This is a genomic window from Franconibacter pulveris, from assembly GCF_056780215.1.
Window position 1 is genome coordinate 3,977,979 of record NZ_CM165555.1, and the last position, 14,523, is coordinate 3,992,501.

12 protein-coding genes are annotated in these 14,523 nt (G+C 50.2%); 3 read left to right on the plus strand and 9 right to left on the minus strand.

The window, feature by feature from the left end; all coding sequences use genetic code 11:
• Positions 1-55: 55 nt before the first annotated feature.
• The 8 genes from ACU4F7_RS18725 to ACU4F7_RS18760 form a co-directional block, all read right to left on the minus strand.
• On the minus strand, positions 56-1,198 hold the full coding sequence (locus ACU4F7_RS18725) for a Fic family protein (RefSeq protein ID WP_481637536.1): 1,143 nt from the start codon (positions 1,196-1,198) through the stop codon (positions 56-58).
• A 607-nt stretch (positions 1,199-1,805) separates the two neighbouring features.
• Positions 1,806-2,174: a putative T6SS immunity periplasmic lipoprotein gene (locus tag ACU4F7_RS18730; RefSeq protein ID WP_481637537.1), complete on the minus strand. Its 369-nt coding sequence runs from the start codon at positions 2,172-2,174 to the stop codon at positions 1,806-1,808.
• A 53-nt stretch (positions 2,175-2,227) separates the two neighbouring features.
• Positions 2,228-2,410, minus strand: coding sequence for a hypothetical protein (locus tag ACU4F7_RS18735; protein WP_481637538.1), 183 nt, complete (start codon positions 2,408-2,410; stop codon positions 2,228-2,230).
• Positions 2,397-2,639: a helix-turn-helix domain-containing protein gene (locus ACU4F7_RS18740; protein WP_481637539.1), complete on the minus strand. Its 243-nt coding sequence runs from the start codon at positions 2,637-2,639 to the stop codon at positions 2,397-2,399. The genes ACU4F7_RS18735 and ACU4F7_RS18740 overlap by 14 nt, the downstream gene beginning before the upstream one ends.
• Before the next feature lie 628 nt (positions 2,640-3,267).
• The gene (locus ACU4F7_RS18745; RefSeq protein ID WP_481637540.1) at positions 3,268-3,516 is read right to left on the minus strand and encodes a hypothetical protein; all 249 of its coding nucleotides are present in this window, start codon (positions 3,514-3,516) and stop codon (positions 3,268-3,270) included.
• Positions 3,516-3,995: a DUF2778 domain-containing protein gene (locus tag ACU4F7_RS18750; protein WP_481637541.1), complete on the minus strand. Its 480-nt coding sequence runs from the start codon at positions 3,993-3,995 to the stop codon at positions 3,516-3,518. Before ACU4F7_RS18750 ends, ACU4F7_RS18745 begins: the two co-directional genes overlap by 1 nt.
• Complete coding sequence (locus tag ACU4F7_RS18755) at positions 3,992-4,474, minus strand: Hcp family type VI secretion system effector (protein WP_481637542.1); 483 nt, start codon at positions 4,472-4,474, stop codon at positions 3,992-3,994. The genes ACU4F7_RS18750 and ACU4F7_RS18755 overlap by 4 nt, the downstream gene beginning before the upstream one ends.
• A gap of 368 nt (positions 4,475-4,842) precedes the next feature.
• A complete protein-coding gene (locus ACU4F7_RS18760) occupies positions 4,843-5,688 on the minus strand; it encodes an alpha/beta fold hydrolase (protein WP_481637543.1) in 846 nt (281 codons plus the stop codon).
• Between the two features lie 192 nt (positions 5,689-5,880).
• Between ACU4F7_RS18760 and ACU4F7_RS18765 the strand changes: the two genes are divergently transcribed.
• The 3 genes from ACU4F7_RS18765 to ACU4F7_RS18775 all read left to right on the plus strand — a co-directional run bounded on the left by ACU4F7_RS18765 (position 5,881) and on the right by ACU4F7_RS18775 (position 13,377).
• Positions 5,881-8,922 (plus strand): autotransporter family protein, encoded by a 3,042-nt coding sequence (locus ACU4F7_RS18765; protein WP_481637544.1) that lies wholly within the window; start codon positions 5,881-5,883, stop codon positions 8,920-8,922.
• Between the two features lie 547 nt (positions 8,923-9,469).
• Entirely contained in the window at positions 9,470-11,671 is a 2,202-nt protein-coding gene (locus tag ACU4F7_RS18770; protein WP_481637545.1) for an AAA family ATPase, read from the plus strand.
• Entirely contained in the window at positions 11,671-13,377 is a 1,707-nt protein-coding gene (locus ACU4F7_RS18775; RefSeq protein WP_024556908.1) for a LeoA/HP0731 family dynamin-like GTPase, read from the plus strand. The genes ACU4F7_RS18770 and ACU4F7_RS18775 overlap by 1 nt, the downstream gene beginning before the upstream one ends.
• A gap of 177 nt (positions 13,378-13,554) precedes the next feature.
• On the opposite strand, the gene ACU4F7_RS18780 is transcribed toward ACU4F7_RS18775, so the two are convergent.
• Positions 13,555-14,490, minus strand: coding sequence for a hypothetical protein (locus ACU4F7_RS18780; RefSeq protein WP_024556907.1), 936 nt, complete (start codon positions 14,488-14,490; stop codon positions 13,555-13,557).
• Positions 14,491-14,523: the final 33 nt, after the last annotated feature.

Consider the following 14,523-nt stretch of genomic DNA (forward strand, 5'->3'; position numbering starts at 1 on the left):
TTCGTCAAAAATAATCATAAAAAATTGTAAATAATCCACTAATATATTCTTAATATCACAAATCAGGAATAAACCCTTCTTCCCGCAGAACCTTAATTACCCCACGAATCAGATATGAGTTAGAAAATTTCGCCGTATAGGTACGCGCCCCCTCTTCTACTGGCTGGAGCAGTCCCCGCTCAATCAATTTACCAAGCTGGTAAGTTACCTGCGTCGGTTTCAGATCAGGCAAAACAGCGCGCAGATCGCCCGCTTTTATCGTACCCAATTCGACGGCACGTTTCAGAACCTTTGATTCCAGAGGGTTTATCAGTCCTCTCTCCGACGAAAAATCGATAGCCGGATAGAGGATCTTTTCACTCAGAAAAGCGTGGTTTGTCAGTTGATCGACTTTCTTCAGCTCAGACGAGATCCCCGAAAGCACATATAAGCACCATTCTTCTAACCCCTGCTCTGTTCCCTTATCGGCTAACGAAAGCATGGCGTAATAACGTTCTCGATCGTTACAGAATACCGCTGTCGGATTGAGAACCCTGCCACCAGCCTGAACGTTAAAACCATACTTGATAAGCAACGCATAGGTCAGCAATCTGACCGTTCTGCCATTACCGTTGCCAAAGGGATGTATCCAGCCAAAACGGTGATGCACCAGCGCAATCTTCATCAGATCGTACTTTGGCTTATCGGCATGGTTAATAAAGGCAGTCAGTTCCGCCATATAATCAGGAACGTAGACGTGGTCTGGCGGCAAATGGTCAGACTGAGCGATGCTGACGTTATGTTGCCGATATGCGCCGGGCGTTCTGTCGCCTTCCCGTTGCAGCCCGACCACTGCCAGAATATGCAGCTCGCGAATAAAATATTCAGTTATCTCATCACCGTTGCTCAAGTATTCGTCGATGAACTCCATCGCGGCTTCAATATTATTGATTTCTTTTAGCTGGTCCGTCGAACTCTGCGTTCCTTCAACCTTGCTTTCAACATAGTCGGCAAGCGTGGTGTGGTTTCCCTCAATCCTTGCAGAACCCAGACTCTCCAGCATGTGGAAAACAGCCTTCAATTGCGCAAACAGGATAGGGTGAACATCGGTTTCCAGCCGCAGATGCCGGAGTAATTCCAGCTCCGTCAGCGCGTCGACTAAAGGAGAGTCAAAGCTGGGATTTAAAAGCGAAAGGTCAAAGTGATGAAATTGAGCCATGATGTTTAGCTATCTCAACTTGTGCATGATGACATCTCAAAAGTATAGCAAAAATACTAATAGAATCTATAAATTAGAAAGAGCGTCTTTTCTGATTATCTCAAAAAACATTGTTCGAACATCTCAAATGTAAGTTTGAAAGATGTTCAATGCGAAGGGTGATGGGGCTAATGCAGCATGTATTTTCAACGCCGCTAGTGTGTAGGGTTCCGGACGTTATATGTGGACCTTGAGTCGTTATGTGTGGAGTTCCATCCGCTATATGTGGACCTCAGACCGTTATATGTGGACCTGACTCCACACATAACGGCCCCCACTCGCAAAACAACGATTTTTCGTGATAACCCTCACAAAACCACAGCGATTTTATGTGGGGGCCTTCGTGGGGCGTTATTTACGAGAAATACCAACAAAACCAATAACAAACAACGCCTTAATCGTGGATATGATTCCGAGTCCGGCACCTCTTATTCAAAGAACCCAGCCTTTGGCGGGGTTTTTGCTTTTGGGGGTTCCGGACTCTTCATCGAACGGCGTTCGCCCGCTTAGCCATATTTAAAACTGTTTTAGATAAACCAGCCCGCACTGAGTGAGTGCGGGGACTTTTTTATTTATGAACCGCTTGAATAATATCGAAGCTGTCGCCTTTTTGTACGACCTTGAAGGTTGAGACACAGGCTTTTCGTGTGGATTTTTTATCCTCCCCCTCTGTTCTTAAATTCACTTCGATTTGCGTAAGATACTCCTCGCCCGTTTTAAATGTAAATTCATCTGGCAGAATGCAAAAAAGACCCGATATTGGTTGCTTGTCAGAGGGAAAAATAATCTGTTCTGAGGGTTTTACAACATTGTAAGCCATTGCGGATACTACCGTTTCATTGCTTTGCATTGGTAAGGAAAGGCATACATCGCTATTTCTGACGTGAGCAGGAACGGATGTTTCTTGAGTATATCGCTGTTCCAGATTGTCACCCAATGTGCAACCACTCAGTAAGATGATTAATGAGATGACGAATGTGTTTAAAATAGTTATTTGAATGGGAACCCTTCAAGCGTTTTTTGATAATTTGCAACACGCTGATCTTCTACCCTGCATGAATACATTTCAATTTCTCCGTGAATTGAAAGCCCGTTTTGTACTTGAACCGTAATAAATAATTTATCTTTTAAAAAACCCGCCCACAGGCGGGTTTTAATTTCAATTATCAGCATTACCTCCCTTGCTTTCCCCCGTCTTATACCGCGAAGGCCAGACCTCCTCGGGCTTAACACCCAGCGCCTGGGCGATGAGGCGCTCGCCTTTCGGCCAGCGTTTTGTCAGCGCGTTCGCGAGGGTTGAGGAGGCGAGGCCCGCTTTGCGGGATTCGGCGGCGAGCGAGGTTCCTTTCTTTTTCAGCCCGGCGATGATGTCGGCAGTATGCCAGTCCTCCCTGATAGTCATGATCGCGACTCCCTTGCTAATGCCGGGTTGAGAAGATGAATAAAACGCGAAGGAAAAGCAGCGGAAAGCCCGGGTAAATGCGCAGAGACATTAGCAGAAGCGTGAGCAGGGGTAAGGGTTGTAGCCATAAGGCAGCCTCCAGTGAGTAAAAACTATCCCACCACTGGAGAGGCTAATCTCGCGGGTGGTGGAACCGGGCGGGGTTAGCCTTACCGGCCTCACTGACACCGGCGCGTCTTGCGACGCCCCCGCCCGGCCCACCATTGAGGTGTAGCCGAGCGAACGACACAAAAAAAGACGCTAAGCATCATGTGTCGCCAGTGAAGTTTGGCAGGAGGCTAATCCCGGCGCCTGATTTTGCAGGCGCGGGTGAACGATACAACGAGAGGTTATGCGCTTCAAGAACTTAAGCGCCTGCGTTTACCGCTTCCTGGACAGTTGCCACGCCTTTCATCGGGATATGGAATTCAGCTCGCAAAATATGTTTCACGCATTCCGTTTTCCACTGAAGCATAACGAGGGATTTAAAATCCTTTGGAGTTAACGCGGTTAACCCACTGGCCGCTGCGATTCTTGCTTAATCCAGACCAAAACGGCGCAGGCTGAATCTCACTCTGCGCCGTTTTTATTATGTTAATTTTTTCCTGTTGCAGGCAGCAACAATCAGCCATATCAACACGCAATTAATAAAAATGGCTATTAGCATCAGTATTAATGTATACGCGTCGTACCACTGATTCTCCATTACCATGCCATATCTTTCTTCATACCATAAAAATAATGCTTCATCCGGCATAACATAACAAAGCAGGCTATAAATAACAGACAGCGATAAAAGCTCAAGCAGCCAAATAAAAACATAGTGAATGGGCTTCATTAATACACCTGTATAGTGCCAAAGGCTTTAAGTTGCGCGGTTACCATTATTGATGGTGTTTTCAACAGCGCGTTTAGCAAAATGTCATATTCAGCATGGCTGGGTAAGGTAATGCAACCGTTACTGATCCCGGACTGGCCTGCAGGATGTAGCCGAAAGTGTCCCCTTTCCACACCTTCAATAAATGCGAAGTCATCTATTGCGCTGTCTTCCCGGTATAAGGCAAACCACAGATCACGATCTGAGCCGCTTTCCAGGCCATGGATCATATCCTGCCAGCGCGTGCGGAAGCCGCCGCGCGGGCGCGTAACGATGTAATAATTTCCCGGTGGAATAGGGCCTTTTTTCGGGATTGCTATCGAGTCGGGATTATTACGGTGCGGGCCAGCGTTACCGGAATAGGCGGAAAAGAAACCCACGCCTGGGCAACTTAATGTTGATAACTGTCCACCATTCAGATGAAAAGTACAGCGGATCATCTTTCATTCCACGCATCAGTAAACTGGACATTGCCGTCACAATATTTCCAGGTAATCCGCTCATAACGCAGCGATACATTTTCCAAATGATTATGCTTTTCAGTGGCCGGGTTTTTTATATCCAGCATGCAGGGGCAACAACTGACAACCTTAACTTTCTCAAGCAACATATTAAAATATTCCACTTCCTGCCCTGCATCGTTGATGCGATACCATTTTATTTCAGCCATTGTAAGCGTCTGGCCCGTCGCTATCGCTTTGTAAAGATAGGGGCTGGAGGAATCAAATTCTTTCTGAAAACTCAGTGCACAATGCTGACGCGTTCCCGTAATCCTTCCTGTTGCGGTATCAGTAGGCAGATGCAGCCCGTGCCCAAATGATAGTATTTCAATGCTTCCTTCTCGGTCTTTTATATCAACAGAGCCTTTAATATCTGCACCGCCATCATCTTTAAGCCATAAGTACGCCGGGATAGCCATTTCCAATGTTCCTTTATTAGTTGGAAGAAATACTGCTAAATAATAAACCCCGAGGCAGATAATAATGCCAGGCAAAAAATGCCATAGATGGCACGAATAACTTCTTGATATATATATTAAAAGATCATAAACGAGATAATCGCTAATCCTTAAGCCATTAAATAACGCTTATTTCCGCAAGCCCAACATACCCCGTGATGCAGAGTTAATTAACCAAATAACGTAACCCTCTCAACCCCGCTGGCCCCTTTTATTTCCGGAACCAACCTCCTGAATGGAAATAAACGCGCAGTTTGAAATGGCTGTGGCGATAAAACATTTATTGGTTCGCACGTTTATTTTCACAGCCTACAAACGCTCCCGCCCCTTCACCGGCAAACCGGCGCTTTCGCCAGCAAACCCGGCCAGCGCGCCGCCCAGTCGGAGCCGTGCGCCATGCCCGGCACCACTTCAACCTGCGCGCAGCGCGTTCCAGTCGCCTGCTGAAAACGCGCCGCGACAGCGGGCGGCACCGTGCGGTCATCCGCGCCGCTGAAATGGATTTGCGGCAGGCTCGCCAGTTCTGGCGCAACGTCTGTCGCGCTTTGCGCATCCGGCATGGCGGAAACACGGTGCAGTGCATTCACGTACGCGACGTCGAGGTTCCCCGCCACCGTACGCAGCGAAACCACATCCGTCCGCCGCGCCGCAAGCAGCGCGGCAATGTTGCCGCCGCCTGAATATCCCACCAGCTCAACTTTCGCCTGCGGATAGCGTTGTATTACCTGGCTTAATACATCGTTCATCGCCTGAATAACGTTTGATGAGAAGCGCTTATCTGTCCAGAGGTGGACATTGCAGGCGGCGGGTAACGGCGGCCCGATAAACTGACACGGTCGCGCAAGGTAAAGGATGTTAGCGGATTGATCCGCCGCGGCTAACGCGAGGCCAACGGGATTGTGCGGCGTTGGGTCGTCTGAAGGACGCGTACGGCTCACCCAGGCGAATCCGTCCCCTTCCACATAAACCCGCAACAGCGTAGCCGGCGGCGTAATACGATGCCAGGTACGAAAATATATTCCGTTCGCAGAAAAATTTTCACTGGTAAGACCACTTTGTTTCGCCAATATATCGGCGCTTTCACGCGAATTTTTGCTGACACATCCCGTTAACAAAAAAGTCATACTAATCAATATTACACACGTAAAAGTCAGGCCTTTTTTTATCTTTTTCATTCGCTCTTCACATATTTATTTAAGTGAAACTCTAAAGTTCCGCGCGGCCTGAGCCGAAAATAATTTAGCTTCGCTGATTGTTTTCTTTGCAAGCAGATGTATATTTCGCAACGAAATGTAATCAGATAAATCTGAACGTAACACACAACGGCTCTTTTCGTTAACCATAAGCGCGACATCGCACGGTACATCATGAAGAAATCACGGTTTAGCCAGCAAGGAACCTTGCTGGTAGCGTTAACCTCTGCGCAAGGACTGCTGGCGCCCTATGCCTTTGCGGTTACAAGCGACTATGTCATTTCCAGCCAGCAATATAACGTTCAGATCCCCGCTGAATATCAGACAGTGCATGTGACCAGCGAAGGCACCGCAACTGGTGACGGAGAAACCGCGCTGAATGTCGGCCAGAATGGTGCCCTGACCTCATTAACTAACGAAGGGACGATTACGGCGAGAGACGGCGAGCTTGCCAATACTTATCTCTACGGCCTGCAAAACCAGGGCGCTATCGATACCATCGATAATAAGGGCAGCATTACAGTTACTGGCGAAAACGGTAATTACGCCAGCAGCGCTATTAACCTGACTGTGACCAGCACTGTCGGTACGCTGATTAACAGCGGAACTATTTCCGGGCCAGCCGCTGGCACCTATTACAGCAATAGTGGCTACGATCAGGGCGGCGGCATTAGCAACAGCGGCACCCTGGGCACGTTAAAGAACGTGACGACAGGTGTTATTTCAGGCAGAACCGGGGTTAATAACCGCGGCACTATCGACGTTCTGGAAAATAACGGGACAATCAACTCGGCAAATAATAATAACACCGGAAATTACTATAACACCGGCGCTATTTACAACACCGGCACCATTAATACGCTGCATAACACTGGCATTATCACTAACGCCACTGAAAACTCCTATGTTTATAGCGATTCAGGCATTTACAACACCTATCCCGGTGTTATCAATACGCTGACGAACGATGGGAAGATCTCCGGTGCCTACTCCGGCATTTATAACATAGGGCAGATTGGCACCTTAACAAACAATGGTGAAATCAAAGGCGGCAGATACGGTATTTTATATGATAACTATCTGAATGGTAATTCGGTTATCTCCAGCCAGAACATTATTAATAACGGGACGATCAGCGGCTATTACGGTGTAAGTGTCTATGACAGCAACAGCGCCAATACCACTACGCTTGTGAATAACGGCACGATCTCTGGCACCCGTTACGCTGTTAATATGTCAGGCAACTATGGTTCCAGCGTTATAATAAACAATACCGGCGTGATTAAAGGCGACATTCGCTCTCGCAACGGCGCTACGCTGGAATTTATTAATGATTCAGATAAACAGAGCGTGCTGACAGGCAACGGTCAGGTGATTAACCTTGCCAGCGTTGGTGACGAAAATACGGCGTCCGGCACTGAGAGCGTGGGTAATATTACCAGCGCTGGAGATGTTATCTTCCGTTCCGGCTCTGTCCTGCTTAATGACAATATCGGCTTTCAGGAGCTGATCGTCAGCAGCCTCAGCGCTGACAGCATTACGCCGCTTGAGAGCGGCAGCATCAACACCAACGGCACCGTGATTAACGACGCCGCTAAGTTGCAGGTTAATAACCCGCTGACCATCGCCGGCAACTACCAGCAGAACGCAGCGGCATCGCTGATTCTGGGCGTTAACGACACGGCGGTCGCCAATGGCGACAAAGCGGCGGACACTGGCTACGGTCGTCTGACGGTTACCGGCTCGGCTAACGTGGACGCGGGCTCTACCGTATCGCTTGCCCGTACCGGCAACACCTACCAGTTTGCCGCAGGTCAGCGTTATGTGGTGATTGATGCCAACAGCACGGGCACCAACTACAACGCCGACAAGCTTAATTACAGCGCCGTGGGCTACAACGGCCAGGTAACCGGCTCAACCTATGTTGACGAAACCAACAGCGCGCTGGTTGTTACGCTGACGGAAGCGCCGACGCCGCCGGTAGTCGAAACCCCGCCGGTAGTCGAAACCCCGCCGGTCGTTGAAACGCCGCCTGTAGTCGAAACGCCGCCAACAGCGCCGACCACGCCGGTAACCAAACCGGGCCGTGCGACCATCCGGAACGCCACCGCATCGCTGGGCGGCCTGAGCAGCTACTCCGGTATCTCCCCGCAGCTGCTTGAGCTGTACAACGCCTCGCTGGCGATTGAAGGCAAAAAAGAAGCCAACCGCGTGGGCGAACGGCTGTCAACCGGCCAGAATATCAGCGCCAGCACGGCAAGCGGCGTGGCGACCTCAACGGCGATGTCCGTGGTCGGCACCCACCTGGATACCCTGCGCAACCCGCAGACCGCAGGCCTGAGCGGCGTGGCGACGGGCGACGCGTACAACGACTGGATCGTCTGGGCTCGTCCTTACGGTGGCTATGCCCGTCAGGACAGCAGCGACGACGTGAGCGGTTACAGTGCGAAATTCGGCGGCCTGCTGTTTGGCGCTGACCGCGCGGTCGCTGACAACTGGCGTGTAGGTGCGGCCCTGAACTACAGCAACACCTCCGTACACGGCAAAGATAACCTGAATGGCAACACCTCAACCGCCGATAACTATGGCGTGATTGGTTACGCAGGCTATTCCGGCGAGCCGTGGTTTGTGAACCTGTCGGCGGCGCTGACCCGTCAGAACTACGAGTCTGTCCGTCGCGCCGATTTCACCGGCTTCTCCGGCGCGGCGCACGGCAAGTTCAACGGTCAGTCCGTCACGCTGCAAAGCGAATTCGGCTACCCGTTCACGCTGCCTGCTGACGTTGTCATCACGCCGCTGGCAAGCCTGGCTTATGGCTATCAGCACGTGGATGACTATAAAGAAAGCGGCGGCAACGGCATGGCGCTTAACGTTGGCGCCTCACACTCGCAGTCGGTTATCAGCGACCTTGGCGCGCGTGTAGAGAAAACCTTCGACACCGCGCTTGGCAACCTGACGCCGTTCGCACAGCTTTCCTGGATCCACCAGTACGACAACCGCCGTATGAGCAACACCGCCTCTTACGCCGCCGACACCCTGGGTGAAACGCAATTCACCACCAAAGGCGCGTCTCCGGTTGAGGACATGGCGGGCCTGTCAGTGGGCAGCGCGCTGTATAACGTCAGCAACCTGAGCATTGACGCCCGTTACGACCTGCAGGCGGGCGAGCGTTACCAGGCGCACACCTTCAGCCTGCGCCTGAACAAATCGTTCTAAGCGCTAACGCAGATAAACCAACGGGGCCGCGTACGGCCCCGTTTTTTTTGATATCTCCCCTACCGCTCGCGGGTACGCGCATTTTTCGGCCGCGCTTTCCGTCTCCCCTTCCCCTGCTCTTTGTCCCAACAGAATATAGGGCGAATCAGGCATTAAACGCCGCTTTACCCAGGCTTAAACAGCTAAAACCCAATAACAAACTGTAAAGTAACGCTTTTTACTGCCGATCACTAAAAGGCATTAACACGGCTTCGCTGTGACACGACCTGTCAGGGCTGAGCGATAACCTTGCGGCGTGGCATCAGAAACACGCCAGACAGAGGCAGAGGCGCCTGCTGCGGTCAAACGCAGCCGCTATTAAAGCGCCGTTCATTGATGCCATAACACTTACAAAAACAGTAAAAAACGACAGGCTACCGATTAAAGCGCCGACAGATGCGCGTAGCGGTAAACCTGTTTTGGAACATCCGCCCTTATTCTGTAAACGAAAGCGGCTTGCGTTGCGTCGTTGCGGATAAGGAAGTCGGTGCTTTTAAAAGGATGCTTTATGACCGTTGCAGTTGACACACCCAGCATTATTTACCGAAAAATTTCCCAGGAAGTGGAACGTATTCTCAGCAACCTGACCGGGTCCGCTTCTGATGAGAAGCTGCAGGAGGCTAACGACAGCGCGCGCCAGCAGCTGGAAGCCTTTCAGCACATTCTCGACCAGAATATCAGCAGCCTGGAAAAAAACGCCGAGTGGAATACGTTCACCATCGCGTTTTATGGCGAAACCAATGCAGGCAAGTCCACGCTGATTGAAACGCTGCGTATTCTGCTTAATGAAGAAAGTAAGACTCAACGCCAGCAGGCATTTCGCCAGTTTCAGCAGCAGCATAATCTTACCGATGAACATCTGGCGCAGTTAAACCTGGCGTTGAGCGAGCATGAAAAGAAAACGGCTGAAATTACCCAGGCTATCGAAGCCATCAACGCCGGGTATGTTGAGCGGGAAAAAGAATTCGCACGTCATATCGCCTCGCTGAATGCCCTCATTATGGCTCAACGCCAGCAAAGCTCTCTGTGGAAGAAGTTTATCAATCTGTGGGTAAAAACCCCCACGCAGAAGGAAAGAGCCAGCCAGCTTATTCACCAGCAGGCGCTGGCCATTGAGAAATCTCAGGCGCTAAGCGAACTGCTGCAAAAACAGAAAAAATACGAAGCGGAGGCGGCGGCGATTAAACAGCAACAAACCGCTGCGCATAATAAGCTCGCGGAACTCGCCCCGCTGGCGGACGGTGAAATTATTGGCGATGGCCGTTCTGACTTTACCATAGACACAACGCACTATGCCTTCGAAGCGAATCAGCAGCGCTTTGCTTTACTGGATGTGCCGGGTATTGAAGGCAAAGAGGAAAAAGTCAGCGCGCAGATCCATCAGGCGGTACAGAAAGCGCATGCGGTGTTTTATGTTACCAGCAAAGCCACCGCGCCACAGAAAGGCGATGAAAATGCCCCCGGCACGCTGGAAAAAATCAAAGCGCATTTAAACGCGCAAACCGAGGTCTGGACGCTTTTTAATAAACGCATTACTAACCCGATGCAATTAAACCGCCCGGCCTTGCTCACCGACGATGAAAAAACGAGTCTGGAAGATCTCAATGATAAAATGCGCGAACAGCTGGGCGACAATTACAGCAACGCGTATTCGCTCAGCGCGATGCCCGCTTTTCTTAGCGTGGCGGCGCATTTAGTCCCCGGTTCGGAAAATGCCAAAAAACGTGAAAAGCTGCTGGAGAAGTTAACGACCGAAGACGTCCTTGAGAAAACGGGCCTGGCTGACTTTATGACGCTGCTGACGGAGCAGCTGGTTGCAAATAACAAACAAAAAATCGCCCGTTCTAATTTTAATAAAGCCCGTACTACCGTCGAAGAGTTAACTGCTGAAGTGGCTGTTTTACAGAAAGGAACTTACAGCAAGCTGGCGGCTAAATTACAGGACGACACTCTCAACGCCAGTCAGCAACTGGATATGGCGCTCGCCGCTTTAAAAACGCGGTTAATTAACCTTGGGGAAGAGGCGGTCGACGCCTTTCGCAGTAAAGCGCGCCAGCAGATTTACAGTGAGATTGAATACGATATTAGTAACGATCGCTTTAAAGACAAGCTGGAAAGCTGTATCAGGCAGCAGCATGCGGAGCTTGAAACAAAGCTGCCTGCGCTGCTCAAGCGGGAGCTGGATGGATTTAAGGATGAAATCGAGAGCATCGTTCGTCGTTTTCAGGAATACGCGAAGGAAATCCTGGCGACCTATTCTCGTCTGCAACAGAGCAAATTCGATACGGATTTCGAACTCAAAATCAATATTGATAACGGCGTGAAGCTCACCAGCCTGCTGGCGACGCTTGCGGGCGGCGCCCTGCTCTTCTGGAACCCGGCAGGATGGCTGGTTCTGGCGCCCGCGCTGGCGGGAATGGTTTTTGCTGTTTATAAAGCCGTACGCAGCTTCTTTAGCTCAAATTATAAGATGTCGCAGCAGCGCCAGTCCGCCGATGAAAACCTGAGCAAAGTGGCCAGGAAAATGAAATCGTCCCTGGAAGACGGTATTGAAAAAGTCTTCCCTGAGCTACAGGAAAAAATCACGGAACTTAAATCTATGCTGGATGAGCCAGCCCGCCAGGCGTCGCAAATTAACCGCATCCTTATTAACGCCACAGCAGAATTAAGTCAGTTATCAAACAGCCTTATCCCTTCGGGAGCAAAATAATGGAAAAGACACTGGATGCGTTTAAAACGCAACAAGCAAGGACCCTGGACATCCTCAATAACCTGAGCGCATTTTTACAACAGGGCGAAGAAGTCGGTATTCAGTTGGATACGCAACTGCTGAATAAACTGCAAATGGCAAAGCAAAGCGCCGCCGACAGCAAACTGCGTATTGCGTTAATTGGCGGGTTCTCTGAAGGCAAAACCTCGATTGCCGCCGCCTGGATGGAAAAACTGGACAAGGCGAGTATGAAGATTAGCCACCAGGAATCGTCTAACGAGGTAAAGGTTTATGATGTCAGTTCGGACTTCGTGCTGATTGACACGCCAGGGCTGTTTGGATTTAAAGAACAATTTAACGAAGACAGTCGGTCGATAGAAAAATATAAAGACATGACTAAGAAGTACATCAGTGAGGCTCACCTTGTCCTTTACGTGATGAACTCAACCAACCCGGTAAAAGAGAGCCACAAAGAAGATTTGTTATGGCTTTTCCGCACGCTGAATTTGCTCGACCGCACCGTGTTTGTCCTCAGCCGCTTCGATGAAGTCGCCGACGTTGAGGACGACGCGGATTATCACGCTAATGCCAGCATTAAATATCAGAACGTGGCCTCCCGCTTACAGGATTTAATTGCGCTTACGCCCGCAGAGCGGGATGCCTTAAGCATCGTCGCCGTGGCCGCCAATCCTTTTGATATGGGAACAGACTACTGGCTGGCGAACCCGGATAAATTCCGGGCGCTTTCTCATATTGGCGCGTTGCAAAGCGCCACCAGCGAAAAAATTGAGCGCAGCGGCGGCGCGATGGCGCTGGTAGAAGAAACGAAAAAGAGCGTGATCCGCGATATTCTCACCCGCAAATTACCGGTCGCGATTGCTAACGACGAAAAGATCAAAAGCGAAGTGGCCGACCTCGCCGTTATTAGCCAGCGTATGCGTAATGAAATGAGCATCACCTACAGGAGCATTGAAGAAACCCGTCGCGGGCTGCGTACGTTTGTCGCTGAATACTTTAGCGATCTGATCATTCAGGCTAAAGGCTTAAGCATGGAAACCTTTCCGGAATTTTTTGAACGTGAGATTGGCGATAAAGGCATTATGTTGAATACCCGTTTGCAAAACGAGTTCGACCGTCGCCTGCAGTCTGTTAATTTCGCTATCGGGAAAATGCAACTGGGCTACGATGCGGAAGTCAGCCATTACAACAGCACGCTGACCGCCATGGGCAAACAGGGGCTGGATTATGTTGTCAAAAGCAAAATGATCAATAACACGACCGTGATCGCGGCGCGTGACGGGGTGGTTTCGCTGGCGAAAACTGTCGGTCTGGATCTGGGAAAAATGCTCAATTTCAAACCCTGGGGGGCGGTCAATCTGGCGAAAGGCCTTAACGGCGCGCTCTCCGTGGCGGGACTGCTACTGGAGGCCTGGGACAGCTACGAGCAGGTAAAACGTGAGAAGCTTTTCGCTGAAAGCATCCAAAAAATGGTCAGTAATTTCCGGGAACAAAGCGAAGAACTGCTGGCATTAATCAATGCTGATGACTTTGTGTCTCGCTTCTTCGAAGGCTACCTCCGCCTGCAACAACAAGTGGCTGAACTTGATGAAAGCCTGCAGAACAGCCAGAACCGTCAGCGCAAATTTGCCGCCTGGCGTGAACAAGCCGAAGCCATTGATGCGGAGTTCACCCGTGTAACGGCGTAAGCCGTTGGCACACAAGCGTTATAGCTGAGCAGATAATAAGTCAACCCGCCGCCGGGCGCGGTTGACTTATTCAGCGCTACTCGCGGCTGTTTTCCGTCTTCTTATCGATAAAAACCAGGCTTTCTGCGGCGGAACATACAGCGTTGCTTGCTTTCAACCGCTGTTTTAACCTCACGTTCAGGCGGGCTCATTAAATTCAACGGAAACAATATAACTGGAAACCTTGTCATGCTTTTTATCATAAGCCAGTCCGGTTTCAGCGGATAAGATTTTATATTTCATGCCAAGCTGGAATTCCAGCTCGGATGAATAAACGGTATTTTCTTTTATTTCAATGGTTGCTTTAGTACAGCCGCCGACTTCCCGGGCTAAAATTAACGATTGCCAGGACGCTTCATAGCCGAGCCAGGAATAAAGCTGCCGGTCAATTTTATCGCCCTGCTTCCAGGGTTTGCCTTTCAGCTCGAACAGCCTGACATTATCATTCACCTCTTCGGCGGTTGAATGGTGTTTAACGTCGGTGTTGACGCTGGATAATCCCGTTATCTCGCCGCTGACGTTAACAGCCAGCTGCCCTTCATTTTTCTGCTGCTCTTTTTTCCGCACCTCAATGCGTTTCGCGCCTAAGTCAACCAACAGCCTCAGCAGTTCGGACTCGCGCTCCTCCAGCAAAACGGTGGCATAATTCTCTTCCGGGATATACAGGTCCTTTTTTCCGTCAATATCGAAGGTTGCTAAAGGGTGGAGTTTATACGTTACCGCGGCCTGGGGATGTCCTGGCGGGAAACGATATTGTCTGCGTCGGGCTTCGCTTTTTGTCAGCGTGATCCTTTTTATCATCTCATCTATTTCAGAAAGCCCTTGCTCAGCGTCTTTATTATCCGTTTGCTTTTTATCCTGCTTATTTCCACTGCCAACACCTAACGCCTTAAGCAGCCCCAGCCCGACAACAGAAGGAAATAAAAACCCAGGTATCAGGGACGCGGCCGCCACAGACGTGATGACGCTTGTCGTGGTAACCGATGAGGTCTTCCAGCCGGGAATAATAAAGTTTGGCTTATATTCTTCTGATGCGCCGCCATCACTGTCTTCAACGATATAGATCGTTTCCATAACCTTTCTCCTTAAATAAAACGACTATCGACA

What these genes read in the sequence shown, in the direction of transcription:
- ACU4F7_RS18770 (WP_481637545.1), top strand. Translation starts at nt 9,470, where the DNA reads ATGACCGTTGCAGTTGACACACCCAGCATTATTTACCGAAAAATTTCC.
- ACU4F7_RS18775 (WP_024556908.1), top strand. Translation starts at nt 11,671, where the DNA reads ATGGAAAAGACACTGGATGCGTTTAAAACGCAACAAGCAAGGACCCTG.
- ACU4F7_RS18765 (WP_481637544.1), top strand. Translation starts at nt 5,881, where the DNA reads ATGAAGAAATCACGGTTTAGCCAGCAAGGAACCTTGCTGGTAGCGTTA.
- ACU4F7_RS18740 (WP_481637539.1), bottom strand. Translation starts at nt 2,639, where the DNA reads ATGACTATCAGGGAGGACTGGCATACTGCCGACATCATCGCCGGGCTG.
- ACU4F7_RS18760 (WP_481637543.1), bottom strand. Translation starts at nt 5,688, where the DNA reads ATGAAAAAGATAAAAAAAGGCCTGACTTTTACGTGTGTAATATTGATT.
- ACU4F7_RS18755 (WP_481637542.1), bottom strand. Translation starts at nt 4,474, where the DNA reads ATGGCTATCCCGGCGTACTTATGGCTTAAAGATGATGGCGGTGCAGAT.
- ACU4F7_RS18750 (WP_481637541.1), bottom strand. Translation starts at nt 3,995, where the DNA reads ATGATCCGCTGTACTTTTCATCTGAATGGTGGACAGTTATCAACATTA.
- ACU4F7_RS18735 (WP_481637538.1), bottom strand. Translation starts at nt 2,410, where the DNA reads ATGCTGATAATTGAAATTAAAACCCGCCTGTGGGCGGGTTTTTTAAAA.
- ACU4F7_RS18745 (WP_481637540.1), bottom strand. Translation starts at nt 3,516, where the DNA reads ATGAAGCCCATTCACTATGTTTTTATTTGGCTGCTTGAGCTTTTATCG.
- ACU4F7_RS18780 (WP_024556907.1), bottom strand. Translation starts at nt 14,490, where the DNA reads ATGGAAACGATCTATATCGTTGAAGACAGTGATGGCGGCGCATCAGAA.
- ACU4F7_RS18725 (WP_481637536.1), bottom strand. Translation starts at nt 1,198, where the DNA reads ATGGCTCAATTTCATCACTTTGACCTTTCGCTTTTAAATCCCAGCTTT.